Here is a 15,618-nt window from a genome sequence, read left to right as displayed (position 1 = left end):
ATAGCGCAGAGTAATACTGCAACTACATTGGGTTATGATGTCGACGCAGGCTGCGGGCGGTGACCGCGGGCGTCGCGCAGCAGGGTTGGGGGCGGGGCCTCGACGGCGGCGGTCCGCTACCCGAGCGCCCGGGTGAGCCAGAGGGGGTGTGCGATATCGAGGGGGTTGCCCGCGTTCGGCCGGTCGCGGCGGACCACGCGCCAGGCGTCGGTCGCTCAGGTCCATCATCATGGCAAAGCTCAACTCGGCCGCGCCCGTTCCGATCTGGGCTGCCGTGAAGAGCACCGAGGTGGCGGGCATCTCCCTGTGCGCCCTCGAAGTCGTCGCGCTGGCGCTGCACGTCCGCGCGGCCACCAGCGCCCGCCGGAGCCCCGCGGCCCGCCGGCCGTACCGGTTCACCAGCGTGGCCCTGGCGCTGCTCGTCGTGGCCGGCGTCGGCTTCGCGGTCGCGTTCCGGACCGGCGACAAGGGCTGGGGCCCGGTGACGCTCGTCGCCGTCGTCCCGCGCCTGCTGATCGTGCCGGTGCTGCTGGCCGGGCTGCTGTCCATGGCGGCCGGCCTGGGCCGCCTGGCCCGGTGGAAGCTCGCGATGGACATGGCGACGGTGCTCGGCGCGAGCCTGATGCTGATGTGGTATCTGGTGCTCGGGCCGGCCCTGCGCGGCGGCGGCCTGCTCCAACCGCTGCGGCTGGGCGCGGTGCTGTTCGCGCTCGGCGACGTCGTGCTGATCGTCGGGGTCGGCAGCGTGCTCCTGCGCGGCCCGGCCCCCGCCGCCCGCCGGCCGCTGTCCCTCCTGCTCGGCGGCACCGTCGGCTACCTCGTGATCGACGCGGTATTCCTCTACCAGGTGGTGCACGGGGTCGGCCCGGAGGTCCTGGCCCCGGCCGCCCTGCACCTGCCGGTCCTGCTCATTCTGCTCGCGGCCGTGGTCCGGCCCGGACCCGCCGTGGCCGGGGCCGTCGCCGACCGGCCGCTGCCGGGCCGCTCCTGGCTGCCGTACACCGCCCTCGCCGGCGGCTACGCCCTGCTCGTCGTGGCCGCGGTGAAGACGGGGATGTACCCGTGGCTCGGCCTGGTCGCCGGCGCGATCGTCATGACCGTCGGCGTCGCCGCCCGGCAGGTCCTGGCGGCCCGCGAGAACTACGCCCTCGGCGTCACCGACAGCCTCACCGGGCTGGCCAACCGCCGGGAACTGCGCATCGCCCTGCGGGCCGCGGTCGACCGGCAGCGGCGCACCGGCAACCCGATGGCCGCCCTGGTCCTCGACCTCAACGGGTTCAAGCAGGTCAACGACAACTACGGGCACGCGGTCGGCGACCGGATGCTCGTCGCGTTCGCCGAGATCCTGCGCCGCACCGTCCGGGCCGGCGACGTCGCGGCCCGCCTCGGCGGCGACGAGTTCGCGGTCCTGCTCCCGGAGCTGCGCCGCGGCGAGGACGCGATCGCCGTCGCCGAGCGGATCCTGGCCGCCTGCAACGCGCCGCTGCTTATCGGCGGCAACACCCTGCACCTGAAGGGCAGCATCGGCATCGCGATCGCCGAGAGCGCGGCCGACGCCCCCGAACTGCCGCACCGGGCCGACATCGCCATGTACGCCGCCAAACGCAGCGGCACCCTCGGCTGGGTGATGTACTCGGCCGAGGCCGTCGAGGCCGAGCGGGCCGCCGCCGCCCTCGCCGAGGATCTCGCCGCCGCCGTCCCCGAGGGGCAGCTGCGCCTGCTGTACCAGCCGATCGTCGCCCTGGCCACCGGAGACCTCGTGGCCGCGGAGTCGCTCGTGCGCTGGCAGCACCCGCGGCTCGGCCTGCTCGGCCCGGACCGGTTCATCCCGGCCGCCGAGCGCACCGGCCTGATCAACGAGATCGGGGCGTGGGTGCTGGGCGAGGCGTGCCGGCAGGTGGGGCAGTGGCAGGCGATGCTCCCGCCCGGCCGGAGCATGTACGTGAGCGTCAACCTGTCCCCGGTCCAGCTCGAGCAGCCCGACCTGGCCGCCGCCGTGCTGGCCGTGCTCGACCGCACGGGCTACGACCCGCGCAACCTCGTGCTGGAGATCACCGAGAGCGCGCTCGTCGACGACCGGTCCGCGGTGCCGCAGCTGGAGGAGCTGCGCCGGCACGGTGTCCGCATCGCCCTCGACGACTTCGGGACCGGGTACTCCTCCCTGCGCTACCTCACCCGCCTGCCGGTGGACATCCTCAAGCTGGACCGCTGCTTCGTCAACGAGCTCAACGGCGAGCGCGAGGGCGCCGCGGTCGCCGAGGCCGTGATCCGGCTCAGCCAGATCCTGCACATGGACACGGTCGCGGAGGGCATCGAGCACGAGGCCCAGGCGACCGAGCTGACGCTGCTGGGGTACCGCAACGCCCAGGGCTACTTCTACGCCCGCCCGCTGCCGCCGGCCGACCTCGAGGCGCGACTGCCACGCGTCGGCTCGGCGGCGGTACCGTCGAAGCCCGGGTCTTGAGCGAACCGGCAACCCCGCCCGGCTCCTGGGCCGCCGCCCGGGGCCCTACTCGCGCAGCCGCAGGGTGTCGAAGGTGTGCTCGCCCCAGATCCGGCGCGAGGCGTCCTCCGGGTAGGCGACGACCTCGGGCTCGACGTCGAAGACCCGGGTCAGGCGCCGCTCGGTGTCGTAGGCGGGCCAGCCCGGATCGCCGGTGGTGGCGAACGCCGTCCACGCGGCCCGCATCTGCGCCGACAGCTCCTGCGCCGCGGCCACCGCGCCGCCGAGCAGCATGGCGGGCCGGCTGCCCCCGAGGTTGCCGAACACGAGCGGCACGTCGAGCCCGTGGGTGGCGCCGAGGCCCGGCGCGGCCCAGGTCAGCTCGTAGAGGTACGCCGGGCCCCCGCGGCGCAGCTGCGCCTCGGCCAGGTGCAGGCTCGGCATGCGAAACAGCCAGTCGCCGTGGACGAGCTCGTACAACCGCTCCGCCCCCGCGTCGGGGAACGCCTCCCGGTAGCGGCGCTCCCCGTGCGGCCCCGGCGCGAGCAGCCGCAGCGCCTCGTCCGCCTGCTCCCCGGTGACCTGCCCGATGACGCCGGTCAGGGCGCTGAACAGCCGCTGCTCGTCCCGGTTGTGGCCCACCAGCAGCTCGGTCGCCCGGCCGTTGCCGAACAGGCCGACCGGCAGCACGTCACCGTCGACGACCGGGCCGAACTGCAGCGAGCGGTACCCGACCACCCCCCACCGCGCCTGCGCCGTCATCTTCCCCGCGGCCTCCATCGCCGCCTCGACCAGCAGCGCCGGGTCCACGTCGGCCAGCTCGGCGACAGTGGCCTCCAGGCCCAGCTCCGCGGTGCAGGCGGCGGCGATCTCGGCCGCGAGCTCCGGCGCCAGGCACGCCCCCGGCACGCTCTGCGCGATCGCCCGCCGGAACAGCCCATCGGCCCGCGGCATGACCAGCAGCGCGGCGATCGACCCGGCCCCGGCGGACTCCCCGAACACCGTGACCCGGTCGGGGTCCCCGCCGAACGCCCCGATGTTGTCGCGCACCCAGGCCAGAGCCGCGACCTGGTCGAGCAGCCCGCGGTTGGCCGGCGCCCCGGCGATCTGCGCGAAGCCCTCGAAGCCGACGCGGTAGTTGAACGTCACCACCACGACGCCGTCGCGCGCGAGCCGGTGGCCGTCGAACTCGGGGCTGCTCGCGGCGCCGAACGTGTAGCCGCCGCCCTGGATCCACACCATCACCGGCAGGTTCGCGCCGCGGCCCGGATCGGCCGACCAGACGTTGACCGTGAGCCACTCGGCGCCCTCGGCCCGCGTCTCGCCGCGGCCGAACGGGTCCGGCTGCGGCGGCGGCGGCCCGAAGGCCACGGCCTCGCGCACCCCGTCCCACGGCGCGGCCGGCGCCGGCGCGGCGAAGCGCAGGGCACCGACGGGCGGCGCGGCGAACGGCATGCCCCGGAACACCGTCACGCCCGCCTCGCTGCGTCCCCGCAGCACACCGGCCGCCGTACGGACTTCCGCCATCGTCACGTCTCCTCAGGTTCGGGCTGCCCGGGCGGATTTTCCCGCCACCCCGCCCGCCGGGCCACCGATTTACCGCCCGATGGCCGCGGCCGCGCGCGCATAGCGGCGCGCCTCGTCGCGCAGCGCCGCCTCGGTGACGGCTCCGGCCGCGTGCCGCTCGCTCGTCGTGGCCATCCGGAACAGCAGCCCGCGCGCCACCGCCGCCACCGGGACCTGCACCGTCTCCGGCAGCGACGGCGGCGCACCGTGCCAGCAGAGCGCATCGGCCACGACGACACCCTCGGCATAGGCCGGCGGCCGCCAGTACGGCGAGATGTCGATGACGGCCGGTGCGAGCCCGGCCGCGACGAGCACGTTGCCCGTCAGGTCACCGTGGACGACCTGCGCCGGCCCCAGCGGCTCCAGCGCGGCGAGCAGCCGCCGCGCGACGGGCGCCAGCTGCGGGTGCAGCGCGAGGTCCCGCTCCTGCCAGGCGGCCCGGTCCGCGATCGCCCACGCGTCCTGCCGCGCGTCGAGGAGGTCTGGCCGGTCCAGATGGGCCACCGCGCGGTGAAACGCCCGCCCGGCCCGGATGATCTCCACCCACGCCGACACCGAGGCGGTGTCGGGCGCGCGCCCCGGGACCCAGCGCGTGGCCGACCATCCGCCGTGCTCCCAGGCGCCGTCGCGCGTCCGCACCGGCGGCGCCGGCCGGAAGCCGTCCGCCGCCACGCCCGGCAGCACCCGGCCGAGCCACTCGTGCAGCCGCCCGCCGCCCGGCTTGAACACCAGCCCGCCCGCCGTCCACGACGTGCCCTGGCCACCGTCGAGCGGCCGGGCCGGCGCCGCCACGCCGAACGCGCGCAGTACGGCCGGCGGGATCACGGCAGGTACTTGAAGCCGATCCCGCGCACCGTCAGCAGGTGGCGGGGCGCGGCCGGGTCGGGCTCGATCTTCGCGCGGAGGCGCTTGATGTGCACGTTCAGCGTGTTGCTCTCGCCCGCCGCGCCCGCCCACACCGTCTCCAGGAGCTGGTCGCGGCCCAGGGTGCGGCCGGGGTTGCGGACCAGGGCCTCGAGGAGCTGGAACTCCTTCAGCGGCAGGTCGAGCGGGCGGCCCGTCACGGTGGCGGTGTGGGCGGCCGGGTCGAGCCGGACCGGGCCCGCGCTGATGACGGCTCGGCGGGCCCGGCGGCCGGGCGTGCGGCGCAGCACCGCGCGGATGCGGGCGACGAGCTCCCGCTGACCGTACGGCCGGGTCACGTAGTCGTCGGCGCCGTACTCCAGCGCGGCCACCTTGTCGTCCTCGCCGCCGCAGCCGCTGAGCACGATGATGCCGACCGCGGAGCGGGTCCGCAGCGCCCGGCACAGCCCCGGCCCGGCGTCGAGCAGCACCAGCTCGGCGCCGTGCTCGTCGAACGTGCGCAGGGCGTCACCGGCCGTAGCGGCCACCCGGACCTCGAACCCCTCGCCGCCCAGCAGCGCGGCCAGCGCGACGGCCGACTGCGGGTCGCCGTCGACGAGCAGCAGGCGAAGCAATGCCCGGTACCTCCCCGTGGTCTGCGGGTCCATCGATCGCGACCGCTCACTATGCCAGGTGGTGCCGAGCCCGGACGGCCGCCGTTCACTCTGTGGGAACGACGCCACGCCCCCGTGCCGGGCGGCAGGATGGAGCCGTGGCGACGCTGGTGTCCGTGAACGTGGGGCGGCCGAAGGACGTGCCGTGGCAGGGGCGCACGGTCCACACGGGCGCGTGGAAACACCCGGTCGCCGGCCCGGTCCTGGCCCGCCGGCTGAACCTCGACGGCGACGGCCAGGGCGACACCGCCGGGCACGGTGGGCAGCAGCGCGCCGTGCTGGCGTACCAGGTCGGCTCCTACGCCTTCTGGCACGAGCAGCTCGGCCTCGATCCGCGCGCCTGGGGCCAGTTCGGCGAGAACCTCACCATCGACGGCCTGCCCGACGACGAGGTGTGCATCGGCGACCGGTACCGCATCGGCGAGGCCGAGTTCGAGGTCACGCAGCCGCGCGTCACGTGTTACCGCGTCGGTCTGCGCCTCGGCGTGCCCGAGATGGCCGCCCTGCTCGTCGCCCACCACCGCCCCGGCTTCTACATGCGCGTCCTGCGCGAGGGCCGCATCCGGGCCGGCGACGCCATCGAGCAGACCCGGGAGGGTCCCGGTGCCCTCTCGATAACCCAGACCGATGCGCTGCTGTACCTGCCGGAGCCCGACCCGTCGCGCCTGCGCCTCGCCGCCGGCCTCCGCGCGCTGAGCCCCGGCTGGCGGGCCTCCTTCCGCGACCTGCTGACCGCCGCCGCCACGGCCCCGCCGGCGTGGGAGGGCTTCCGCCCCCTGCGCGTCGCCGGCGTGACCCACGAGAACGCGGACGTCACCTCGATCCACCTGGTCGACCCGGCCGGCGCCGCCCTCCCGCGCGCCGCCCCCGGCCAGTACCTCACCCTCCGCCTGCCCGAGCACGGCCCGGTCCGCAGCTACTCGCTGTCGACGACCGGCGGGCGCACCTACCGCATCACGGTCAAGGGCGAGGGCGCCGCCAGCCGCTACCTGACCCGCGAGCTGCGCCCGGGCGCGACGCTGGACGCCGCCGCCCCGCGCGGCAGCTTCGTCCTGACCGCCGCCGACACCCCGGTCCTGCTCATCTCGGCCGGCATCGGGCTGACCCCGGTGCTGGCGATGCTGCACCACCTGGCCGATGAGGCCGCGACCCGTGAGGTCTGGTGGATCCACGCCGCCCGCAGCCCCGCCGAGCACCCCCTCGCGGCCGAGGCCCACGCGCTCGCCGCCCGCATCGGCGCGGCCGAGCGCATCTTCTACAGCGCCACCACGGGCCGCCTGGACGCCGCCGGGCTGACCGCCCTGTCGCTGCCGCCCAACGCCGACGCCTACGTCTGCGGCCCGGATGCGTTCATGGCCGACATGCGCACCGCCCTGAGCGCCGTCGGCGTCGACCCGGCCCGCATCCACACCGAGGCGTTCGGCGCCCGCGACCCGATCAACCCCGGGCTCGCAGCGCGCCCCTCCCGCGCACCGCACCCGCCGGAGGGCGGGGCGGGGACCGGCCCGCCGGTGACGTTCGCCCGCAGCGCGCTGACGGTGCCGTTCCCGGCGACGGGCAGCCTCCTGGACCTGGCCGACGCGTGCGACGTACCGACCCGCTGGAGCTGCCGCACCGGCGTCTGCCACACCTGCGAGACGCCGCTGCTGTCCGGCACCGTCACGCACTCGCTCACGCCGCTGCAGCCGCCCGCCCCGGGCAACATCCTGCTGTGCTGCGCCCGCCCCACGACCGCGGTGACCGTCGACGTCTGACCCGCCGGGCCGGTGCTGTCGAATCCGGGCCGGGCCGTTCGTAGCGTGGATGAGCACCACCGCCGCGAACGAGCACAGGAGACACCGACATGCCGCACGCACAGGCCGCTATCCACCGCATGTTCGAGCTCGTCGAGCCGATCGCCACCGCCACGTTCTCCGCGGTGGCCAACGAGGCGTTCCTGGCCGCCGGGATGCGCAACTACTGGGACGGCTACTTCGCCGGCCGCGCCGCCCCGCTGGGCCTCGCGCCGGCCGAGGTGGTGCACGCGGTCTTCTACAACTTCGCCGACGGTGAGGTGGCCCGGCACATCCCGTGGGTGTGGGGCACGCTCACCCCGCAGGAGGCGGTCGCCATCCGCGAGCGGGGGAGCACCGCCGCCCTGCGCCTCATGATCGGCGCGGCCCTGGCCGGCTCGCCGGGCCTGGCCCGGGCGGCCGACCTCGCCACCCGGGCCGCGGGCAGCGCGCCGACCGAGGGCCGGCCCCTCTACGCCGGTCTGCGGGCACTCGACGTGCCGCGAGAGCCGGTGGCCCGGCTGTGGCACGCCGCGACGCTCCTGCGGGAGCACCGCGGCGACAGCCACAACGCCGTCCTCGTCGCCCACGGCATCGCCGGCGCCGAGGCCCACGTCCTGCTCGCGCTGGACCTCGGTCAGCGCGCGGAGGAGTTCGGGCGCCTGCACCACCTGCCCGCGCCGACGATCGCCGCGGTCGTCGACGGCCTGCGCGCCCGCGGCCTGGTGAGCGCGGACGGCGGCTTCACCGGCGCCGGCCGGGCGCTCAAGGCCCGGATCGAGGCCCTGACCGACGAGCTCGCCGCGGCCGCCTACGACGTGCTCAGCCCGGCCGAGCTCGCCGAGCTGACCGCGGCCCTCGAGCCCATCGCCGCCGCCGCGACCGCGACCGACTGAGCGGACCGGGGCTCGCCCGTCACATCGACGCGTGCTGGTCCGGGGCCGGCGGCAGGGCCCACTCGACGGTGACGGTGACGGACAGGCGCTGCCGGCCCGGCTCGACAGGCATCGGCGCCGCCGGCGCGTCAGCCCCCGACCGGTAGTCGAACCCGCCCGACACCGGCACCGTGAACGGCACCTCGCTCACCGTCATGACGCGCCCGAGCGGCCGGCCCGCCTCCTGGGCATACTGCTGCGCCTTGGCCCGGGCGTCCGCGAACGCCAGCTTGCGCGCCTGGCTCAGCAGCGCCGTGTCGTCCTCGATCGAGTACCACACGCCGTTGAGCCGGGCGGCGTCCCCACCGGCCGCGATCGCCGCGGAGAGGACGGCCCCGGCCTGCGGCAGGCTCCGGATGGTCGCGGTGATGCCCTGGCTGACCGTGTAGCCGGTGACGTTGCCGTCGTCGTTGCGCTGCGCGCCGACGTTGACGTTCGAGGTCTGCAGGTCGGCCCGGGCGACCCCGGCGTGCAGCAGCGCGTCGCGCACCCGGGTGGCCGCGGTGCCGGCCCGGGTCATGGCGTCGTCGACCGCCGCTGCGGTGATCTCCACCGCGAAGTCGGCGGTGACGGTGTCGGGCTCACCGGACACCTCGCCGGTACCGGTGACAAGCACACTGTCCACGGCCGGCGCGTCCGCCGCGGCCGCCGCCGGGCCGCCGAGCAGCGTTGACGAGAGCGCGACGAACGTGGTCAGCGCGGCGAACAGGGGCGCGGTGGCGCGCGATCGGGACATTCTTCACCTCTGGGTTGATTTGCCCCTATTCAACCAGCGGGCCGCCCTGCTCAAGGGGCGAATCCGGAGGGGAGTGTGAAGACGGAGGCATGCAGACGTTCCTGCCGTACCCCGACTTCGCCGCCAGTGCCCGGGTGCTGGACCAGCGCCGGCTCGGCAAACAGCGGGTCGAGGCACTGCAGGTGCTGCGCGGCCTGATCGTGCCGGGCTACGGCTGGCGGCACCATCCGGCGGTCAAGATGTGGGTCGGCCGAGATGCCGGGCCAGCACCGGCGCCGTGGCGGCCGCCAGGTCGCGATCGAGCAGTGCGTCCCGGGCGACGAACACCATGGCCTGCCCCTCGCCCAGCACGACGTCCTCCTGCCGCGCCTCGGTCCGGCCCCGGAACACGTGCACCGTCACGGTGTGCGGGAAGCCGTCCTCGGCCGGCCGCGGGCCGTGCCACAGCGGCTCCAGCTCGCCGGCGACAAGCCCCGTCTCCTCCAGCAACTCACGCCGGGCCGCCTCCTCCGGCGTCTCGCCGGGCTCGATACGCCCGCCGGGCAGACTCCACTGATGCGGTGACGCGACAGCGTTGCCGTCACGGTGCTGCAGCAGCACGGCGCCGGTGGGGTCGACGAGCAGCACGAGCGCAACCGCATACACCGCCACCGCGCAATGATCCCACACCGCCCACACCGCCCGGCCGCCACGCGGGGCCGGTCAGGAGGTGCCGGCCGCATCGCCGAAGGGGCGGGCCTGGGCGGGGTCGTGCAGGGCGGCCGGGAGGGGCTCGGTGTGCAGGACTGTCAGTGCGGACACGGCCCGGGTCAGGGCGACGTACAGGCGGTTGCGGCCGCGGGGTTCGGCCGCGACGATGGCGGCCGGCTCGGCGACGATGACGTGGTCGTACTCCAGGCCCTTCACCAGGCTCACCGGCACGACCGGTCCGGGGAGGTGGGGCGCCTGGGCGTCGGCCGCGATGACCGCCACCGTCGCGCCCGCCGCGATGCCGGCCAGTGTCGCGCGGATCGCCTCGGCGAGATCGGTGACCCGGCGGACGTCGAGGGTGCCGCCGGGGCGGTAGGAGCGGGTCGGCTCCAGCCCCGGGGCCAGGGCGCGGGCGGCGTAGTCGGCGATGGTCTGCGGCACGCGGTAGCCGGTCGGCAGGTCGAGGGTGCGGACCTCGTGCTTGCCCAGGCGGGCGACGAGCTCCGGCCAGCTCGCGGCGGCCAGGGGGTGGGTGGCCTGGCCGAGGTCGCCGACGACGGTCATCGAGGCGTACTGCGCGCGGCGGGCCAGCATCCGGCACTCCATCGGCGACAGGTCCTGGGCCTCGTCGAGGATGACGTGGAGGTACGGGTCCTCCTCGATCGGGTCGTCGTCGGGCTCGGAGACCGGGAGGGGGTCGGCCAGGACCGGCACGTAGCCCTCCTCGCCGTGCGGGTCGTAGCCGTCGGTCCAGCCGGTCACGCGGTGGCCCTCGCGGAGGATGACGGCCTCGGCCCAGCGCTGGGCGGCGGCGATGGCGTCGTTGTCGATGCCGGGGCCGGCCAGGGCGATCGGGGTCGGCAGCCCGGGGGCGTAGAGCTCCCAGCCGTCGCGCAGGCCGCAGGCCAGGACGAACGTCTCGACCAGGCGGGTGCCCGGGTTGAGCTCGCGCAGCTGCCACTCGGGGGCCGGGGCCTTCGGGGCGGCGGGCGGGCGGCCGAGGAGCACCGCGAGCTCGTCGAGCAGCGGGACGTCGTCGATCGAGCGGTCGGGGCCGAAGCGCCACGACAGCACGGCGTCCGGGGTGAGGACCGGCCACCACCCGTCGAGGAAGGTGAGGAACTCGCGGCGCTCCGCGACCTCCTCGGCGTCGAACGCGGTCACCGCGCGGGCCCGCAGCGCGGCCAGGAGCACCGCCGCGGCGGGACGGCGGGCGGCGTTCACCGGCACCCCGCTCTGCTCGCAGCGGGCGCGGACCCGGCGGCGGGCCGCGGTCAGGTCCGGCTCGTCGAGGGTGAGCACCTGCCCGGAGTACACCATCCGCAGCTGCTCGGGAGCGTCGGGCGGCGTCTGCCACATCAGGTCCCTGAGGACCGCGACGATGGACTCGGCCCCCTTGCACCGGGCGACGTCGGGCGGGTCGCGGCGGGTGGCGGTGGTGCCGTCGACGAGATCGCCGAGGGCGCGCAGGTGCACGCTGTCCTCGCCGAGCGCGGGCAGGACCCGGGCGATGTAGTCGGTGAAGACCGACGACGGGCCGACGACGAGGATGCGGCCGCCGGTGAAGCGGGCGCGGTCGGTGTAGAGCAGGTAGGCGGCGCGGTGCAGGGCGACCTGCGTCTTGCCCGTGCCGGGGCCGCCGGTGATGACGGTGACACCGCGGGCCGGGGCGCGGATCGCGGCGTCCTGCTCGTGCTGGATCGTGGTGACGATGTCGCGCATGTGCGGCCCGCGCGAGCGGCGCAGCGCGGCCAGGAGCGCACCCTCGCCCAGCACGTGCAGGTCGCCGGCGGCGTCCGGGTCGAGCACGTCGTCGTCGAGGTCGAGCACGCGCGGGCCGCGGCAGATGATGACCCGGCGGCGGGTCACACCGAGGGGCGCGCCGGGCGTCGCGCGGTAGAACGCCTCGGCGGCCGGGGCCCGCCAATCGATGAGCAGCGGGTCGAGGCCGTCGCGCACGCCGAGCCGGCCGATGTGGTACCGCTCCCCGTCGTCGAAGTCCAGCCGCCCGAACACCAGCCCTTCCTCCGCGGCGGACAGGGCGGCCAGCTGCGCGGCGGCGCGGTGGACCATGGCATCGCGCTCCACGAGCCCGGTGAGCGGACCGGCCGCGGCCCGGCGGTGGCCCTCGCCCGCGAGCGCGCCGGCCTGCTCGCGCTTCGTGTCGAGGAGCCGGTACACGCGGTCGACGACGAGTTGTTCGGCCGCGATCTCCTGCATGCGCACGTCGGACACAAGGGCCGAGCGTAGGCGCCGCTCAATCGCTGAAAATCCACATTCCTGACGATTTGTACGGCGCTTTCTCCCGGTACAATCAATATGGAGATGGTCAGCGGGGTGCCCATGCATTGATCATGGTCTACCCTTGCCGAAACCCTTCAAGCGTTCCCCGATGACGGGCTCCGCTTCTCTCCCGCGCCGCCGCGATGAACGATCGGGCGTGAACGCGCTGGCCGGACCGGCCGGCACTCCTCACGGAGGGAGCGGGCATTGCGGCCCACCATGCACCGACGTGTGTCCACCGTCGCCGGCTTATCGGCGACGCTGCTCATCCTCGGCGGGCTGCCCGCCGGCGCCGCGCCACCGGGAACCCCGCGGCCCTTGCACGCCGGCGACCGCGCGGCCACCGCCCATCGCGGGAGCACCGTGTCGAGCCTCGCGCCGGGCGACGACGACGAAGAGGGCTCCAGCGACATCATGGAGCAGGCCGACCAGTGGAACGAGGCCCGCAGCGCACCCGGCGTCGTCGCCCCCGGTGCCTACTCGGCGGCCTGGGCCCAGCTGCAGTCGCTGCCGCGCACGGGCGGCCGGTGGGCGGACGAGACCGGCCTGCCGTACAACTCGGACGACCCCCGGTACCGCGACATCAACTCCAACTCCTCCGGCGGCGCCGGGAACGTCACCGGCCGGGTGGTCGGGATGGCCGCCGATGACCGCGGTTTTGTGTACGCCGGGTCCGCCAACGGCGGCGTGTGGCGCTCCTCCACCGGTGGCGGGCGCTGGCAGCCGATCTCCGACAAGCTTCCGGCCCCGGCCACCGGCGACCTGCGCCTCGACGGCCGCGGCCGGCTGTGGTTCGCGACCGGCGAGGCGAACACGAGCGCGACGAGCTTCGTCGGCACCGGTGTCTACGTCCTGAACGACCCGCGCCACGGCGAGTTCCGGACCTCCGACCGGGTCGGCGGCACCGAGTTGGAGAACACCACGATCCGGGCGCTGCGCTTCGGCGGCGACACGGTCTGGGCGGCGACGAGCCGCGGCGTGTGGACGCACTCGGTCGCCAACCTCGCCGGGCCGTGGCACCTCGAGTTCGCGCCCAACCCGTCGTTCCTGCCGGGCGGGGCCGACGCGGCCGACGACAACGCGGCGTACAAGAACATCGCCAACGACGTCGCCATCGACCCGCGGGACCCGTCGAAGGTCGTGCTGGCCATCGGCTGGCGCAGCAGCGACGACTACAACGGCTTCTACACCAGGGTGCACGGCGCCTGGCAGAAGACGACGCTCGGCGGCGACATCGCCAGCGACCCGGACAACGTCGGCGCGGTCACCTTCTCGCGGTCGGCCGACGGGTCGAAGTACTACGCGATCGAGCAGTCGCCGGAGATGCTCGCGACAAACCCCGACAGCAACCTCTACGGCGTCTTCGTCTCCGCGAGCGGCAACCCGCTCGGGCCGTGGACGCGCATCGCCGACTACCACAAGCTCGCCGCCTCCGGCTCGGCGCTTACCGACGACGGGTACATGCCGGGCATCCAGAGCTGGTACAACCAGTTCCTCCAGGTCGACCCGAACGACCCCCGGCACCTGTACCTCGGCCTCGAGGAGGTCTTCGAGACCAGGGACGCCGGCGCGACCTGGACCACGCCCGGCCCGTACTGGAACTTCCCGTTCCCCTGCTGGAGCATCGACCCGTCGAAGCAGACCGGCGACTGCCACCAGACCGTCCACGCCGACCAGCACGCGGCCGCGATCGGCAGCAGCGGCGGCCGGTCGTACCTGCTCGTCGGCGACGACGGCGGCATCTACAAGCGGCCGGTCAACGGCCGGGCCGACGCGTCCGGGCACGCCCTCGACTGGGCGTCGCTCAACGACGGCAGCATGGACGTGCTGCAGTACTACTCCGTCGGCGTCGGCCTGGACCGGCAGGGCCGCAATGTGGGTGTGGCGGTCAGCGGTGGTCTGCAGGACAACGGCCAGTCGATCCTGCGCCCCGGCGACCGGGTGATGGGCTCGAACTTCGGCGGCGACGGCGGTGACACCATCGTCGACCCGGCCAACGGGTGCAACATCGCGGCCGAGTACGTGTACCTGGCGCTGTCGGTGACGAACAACTGCGCGGTCAATGACGGCTCCTGGACCACGGACCCGTCGAAGGTCTCCAGCCGCAACGTCGCCCCGCCCGACAATGCCCTCGGCTCGGCCGGCGCCCGGTTCATCGCGCCGATCGCGGCGAACGGCAACGACTGGGTCGCCGGCGGCACCCATGTGTGGATCCAGCACAAGGGTTTCAACATCCAGTCGGGCGCCGACTGGATCAACGTGTTCGACCTCGGTGCCGGCCACGTCGCCACCGGCGTCGCCATCTCCGGCGGCCAGGTCTACGTCGGCTGGTGCGGCCCGTGCAACAACCAGGGCTTCACCCGGGGCATCGCGGTCGGCAAGGCCGACGGCACCGGCTGGCACCAGCTGGACCTGCCGGTCGACGGTGTGATCCCGAACCGGTACGTCTCCGGCTTCGACGTCGACCCGGCCAACCCCAACCACGTGTTCGTGGCCATGAACGGCTACTCGCGCAAGTGGACCGAGGGCCCGGGTGCCGGCGTCGGGCACGTCTTCGAGTCCCGCGACGCGGGCGCGCACTGGACCGACATCTCCGCCGACCTCCCCGACATCCCGGCGAATGCCGTGAAGGTCATCTGGGGCGGCGGCCTGATCGTCGGCACCGACCTGGGCGTCTTCTACCGCGCCCCGGGCCGCACCGGCTGGAAGGTCCTGGGCCGCAACCTGCCCACGACCACCACCATGCAGCTGCGCACGGGCCCGACGGGCCTGCGCCTGTACGCCGCCACCCACGGGCGGGGCATCCAGTCCTACGACCTGTGGCAACTGCTCCTGTTCGGCTGAGCCACGACGGAGTGCAGGATCGGCGTCGCCGGCTTCGGCGGCGCCGATCCGAAGGACCTCGGGCGAGCGGTGCTGGATCAGCCGGGACTGAGCAGGCAGAACTCGTTGCCCTCCGGGTCGGCCAGGACCGTCCACGGCACGTCGTCGCCCACGTCGATGGCGGTGGCGCCGAGCGACCGCAGGCGGGCGGCCTCGGCCGCGGGGTCGTCGCCCGGGTAGGGGCGCACGTCGAGGTGGACGCGGTTCCAGCCGGTCTTCGGGTTCGGGCTGTGCAGGAACTGCAGGAACGGGCCGACGTTGCCGGCCGAGCGCAGGACCGCGCTGTCGTCGGACACGCGCAGCAGCGTCCAGTCGGTGGCGCGGCTCCAGAAGTCGGCCATCACGCGCGGGTCGGCGCAGTGGACGACGACGGTGGCGATCGGGCCCGTGGGGTGGTCCGGGTCGTGCCAGTCCAGGACGCAGAACTCGTTGCCCTCCGGGTCGGTCATGACGACCCACGAGACGTCGCTGCCCTGGCCGACGTCGGCGGGGCGGGCGCCCAGGGACCGCAGGCGGTCGACCAGCTCGGCCTGGTGGGCCTTCGAGGTGGTGGCCAGGTCGAGGTGCACGCGGTTCTGGCCGGTCTTGGGCTCCGCCGAGGCGACCAGGTCGATGCAGACGGCTGACGGGTCGGGGTAGGTGAAGCCCTCCGGCTCGAGGTTGGTCACCCCGGGGGCCTCGCTGGAGACGGACCAGCCGAGGGCGGCCGCCCAGAACGCGCCGAGCGCCGCGTCGTCGTGGGCCTTCATGTTGACCTGCACCAGCCGTGTCGCCATGGCCAAGATCCTAGGGG

General features: G+C 74.7%; 11 protein-coding genes and 1 pseudogene. 5 read left to right on the top strand and 7 right to left on the bottom strand.

Translation table 11 applies throughout. From position 1 onward, the window contains the following. Positions 1-229 precede the first annotated feature (229 nt). A complete protein-coding gene (locus tag Dvina_RS30220; protein ID WP_223092717.1) occupies positions 230-2,464 on the top strand; it encodes a putative bifunctional diguanylate cyclase/phosphodiesterase in 2,235 nt (744 codons plus the stop codon). A gap of 45 nt (positions 2,465-2,509) precedes the next feature. Here Dvina_RS30220 and Dvina_RS30215 read toward each other — a convergent pair whose 3' ends face one another. The 3 genes from Dvina_RS30215 to Dvina_RS30205 all read right to left on the bottom strand — a co-directional run bounded on the left by Dvina_RS30215 (position 2,510) and on the right by Dvina_RS30205 (position 5,487). Beyond that, on the bottom strand, positions 2,510-3,970 hold the full coding sequence (locus Dvina_RS30215; RefSeq protein ID WP_223092716.1) for a carboxylesterase/lipase family protein: 1,461 nt from the start codon (positions 3,968-3,970) through the stop codon (positions 2,510-2,512). Between the two features lie 69 nt (positions 3,971-4,039). Further along, complete coding sequence (locus Dvina_RS30210) at positions 4,040-4,834, bottom strand: phosphotransferase (RefSeq protein ID WP_223092715.1); 795 nt, start codon at positions 4,832-4,834, stop codon at positions 4,040-4,042. Beyond that, on the bottom strand, positions 4,831-5,487 hold the full coding sequence (locus Dvina_RS30205) for a response regulator transcription factor (protein ID WP_223105796.1): 657 nt from the start codon (positions 5,485-5,487) through the stop codon (positions 4,831-4,833). Before Dvina_RS30205 ends, Dvina_RS30210 begins: the two co-directional genes overlap by 4 nt. A 137-nt stretch (positions 5,488-5,624) precedes the next feature. Here Dvina_RS30205 and Dvina_RS30200 point away from each other — a divergent pair, with 137 nt between their 5' ends. Then, the gene (locus Dvina_RS30200) at positions 5,625-7,280 is read left to right on the top strand and encodes an MOSC domain-containing protein (protein ID WP_223092714.1); all 1,656 of its coding nucleotides are present in this window, start codon (positions 5,625-5,627) and stop codon (positions 7,278-7,280) included. 89 nt (positions 7,281-7,369) lie between these two features. Then, a complete protein-coding gene (locus Dvina_RS30195; protein WP_223092713.1) occupies positions 7,370-8,194 on the top strand; it encodes an SCO6745 family protein in 825 nt (274 codons plus the stop codon). A 19-nt stretch (positions 8,195-8,213) separates the two neighbouring features. Here Dvina_RS30195 and Dvina_RS30190 read toward each other — a convergent pair whose 3' ends face one another. Further along, positions 8,214-8,969, bottom strand: a complete 756-nt coding sequence (locus Dvina_RS30190) for an SIMPL domain-containing protein (protein WP_223092712.1) — start codon at positions 8,967-8,969, stop codon at positions 8,214-8,216. 89 nt (positions 8,970-9,058) lie between these two features. Between Dvina_RS30190 and Dvina_RS30185 the strand changes: the two are divergent. Then, positions 9,059-9,220, top strand: a pseudogene (locus Dvina_RS30185) (MSMEG_6728 family protein); the annotation flags it as partial. Here Dvina_RS30185 and Dvina_RS30180 read toward each other — a convergent pair. Next, entirely contained in the window at positions 9,204-9,620 is a 417-nt protein-coding gene (locus tag Dvina_RS30180) for an NUDIX hydrolase (protein WP_223092711.1), read from the bottom strand. The pseudogene Dvina_RS30185 and the gene Dvina_RS30180 overlap by 17 nt on opposite strands. Before the next feature lie 51 nt (positions 9,621-9,671). Continuing rightward, positions 9,672-11,894, bottom strand: coding sequence for a HelD family protein (locus Dvina_RS30175; protein ID WP_223092710.1), 2,223 nt, complete (start codon positions 11,892-11,894; stop codon positions 9,672-9,674). A 279-nt stretch (positions 11,895-12,173) separates the two neighbouring features. Between Dvina_RS30175 and Dvina_RS30170 the strand changes: the two genes are divergently transcribed. Next, a complete protein-coding gene (locus tag Dvina_RS30170; protein WP_246655413.1) occupies positions 12,174-14,786 on the top strand; it encodes a beta propeller repeat protein in 2,613 nt (870 codons plus the stop codon). Between the two features lie 77 nt (positions 14,787-14,863). On the opposite strand, the gene Dvina_RS30165 is transcribed toward Dvina_RS30170, so the two are convergent. Beyond that, on the bottom strand, positions 14,864-15,601 hold the full coding sequence (locus Dvina_RS30165) for a VOC family protein (protein ID WP_223092708.1): 738 nt from the start codon (positions 15,599-15,601) through the stop codon (positions 14,864-14,866). Between the last annotated feature and the right edge of the window lie 17 nt (positions 15,602-15,618).

Source organism: Dactylosporangium vinaceum, from assembly GCF_019904175.1.
In the GTDB taxonomy this organism is placed as follows: Bacteria; Actinomycetota; Actinomycetes; order Mycobacteriales; family Micromonosporaceae; genus Dactylosporangium; species Dactylosporangium vinaceum.
The sequence above is the reverse complement of the archived record's forward strand: the minus strand, read 5'-3'. Positions and strand labels throughout refer to the sequence as shown.

Coding starts and splice junctions, on each gene's coding strand:
- Dvina_RS30165 (WP_223092708.1), bottom strand. CDS start 15,601: ATGGCGACACGGCTGGTGCAGGTCAACATGAAGGCCCACGACGACGCG.
- Dvina_RS30190 (WP_223092712.1), bottom strand. CDS start 8,969: ATGTCCCGATCGCGCGCCACCGCGCCCCTGTTCGCCGCGCTGACCACG.
- Dvina_RS30195 (WP_223092713.1), top strand. CDS start 7,370: ATGCCGCACGCACAGGCCGCTATCCACCGCATGTTCGAGCTCGTCGAG.
- Dvina_RS30220 (WP_223092717.1), top strand. CDS start 230: ATGGCAAAGCTCAACTCGGCCGCGCCCGTTCCGATCTGGGCTGCCGTG.
- Dvina_RS30215 (WP_223092716.1), bottom strand. CDS start 3,970: ATGGCGGAAGTCCGTACGGCGGCCGGTGTGCTGCGGGGACGCAGCGAG.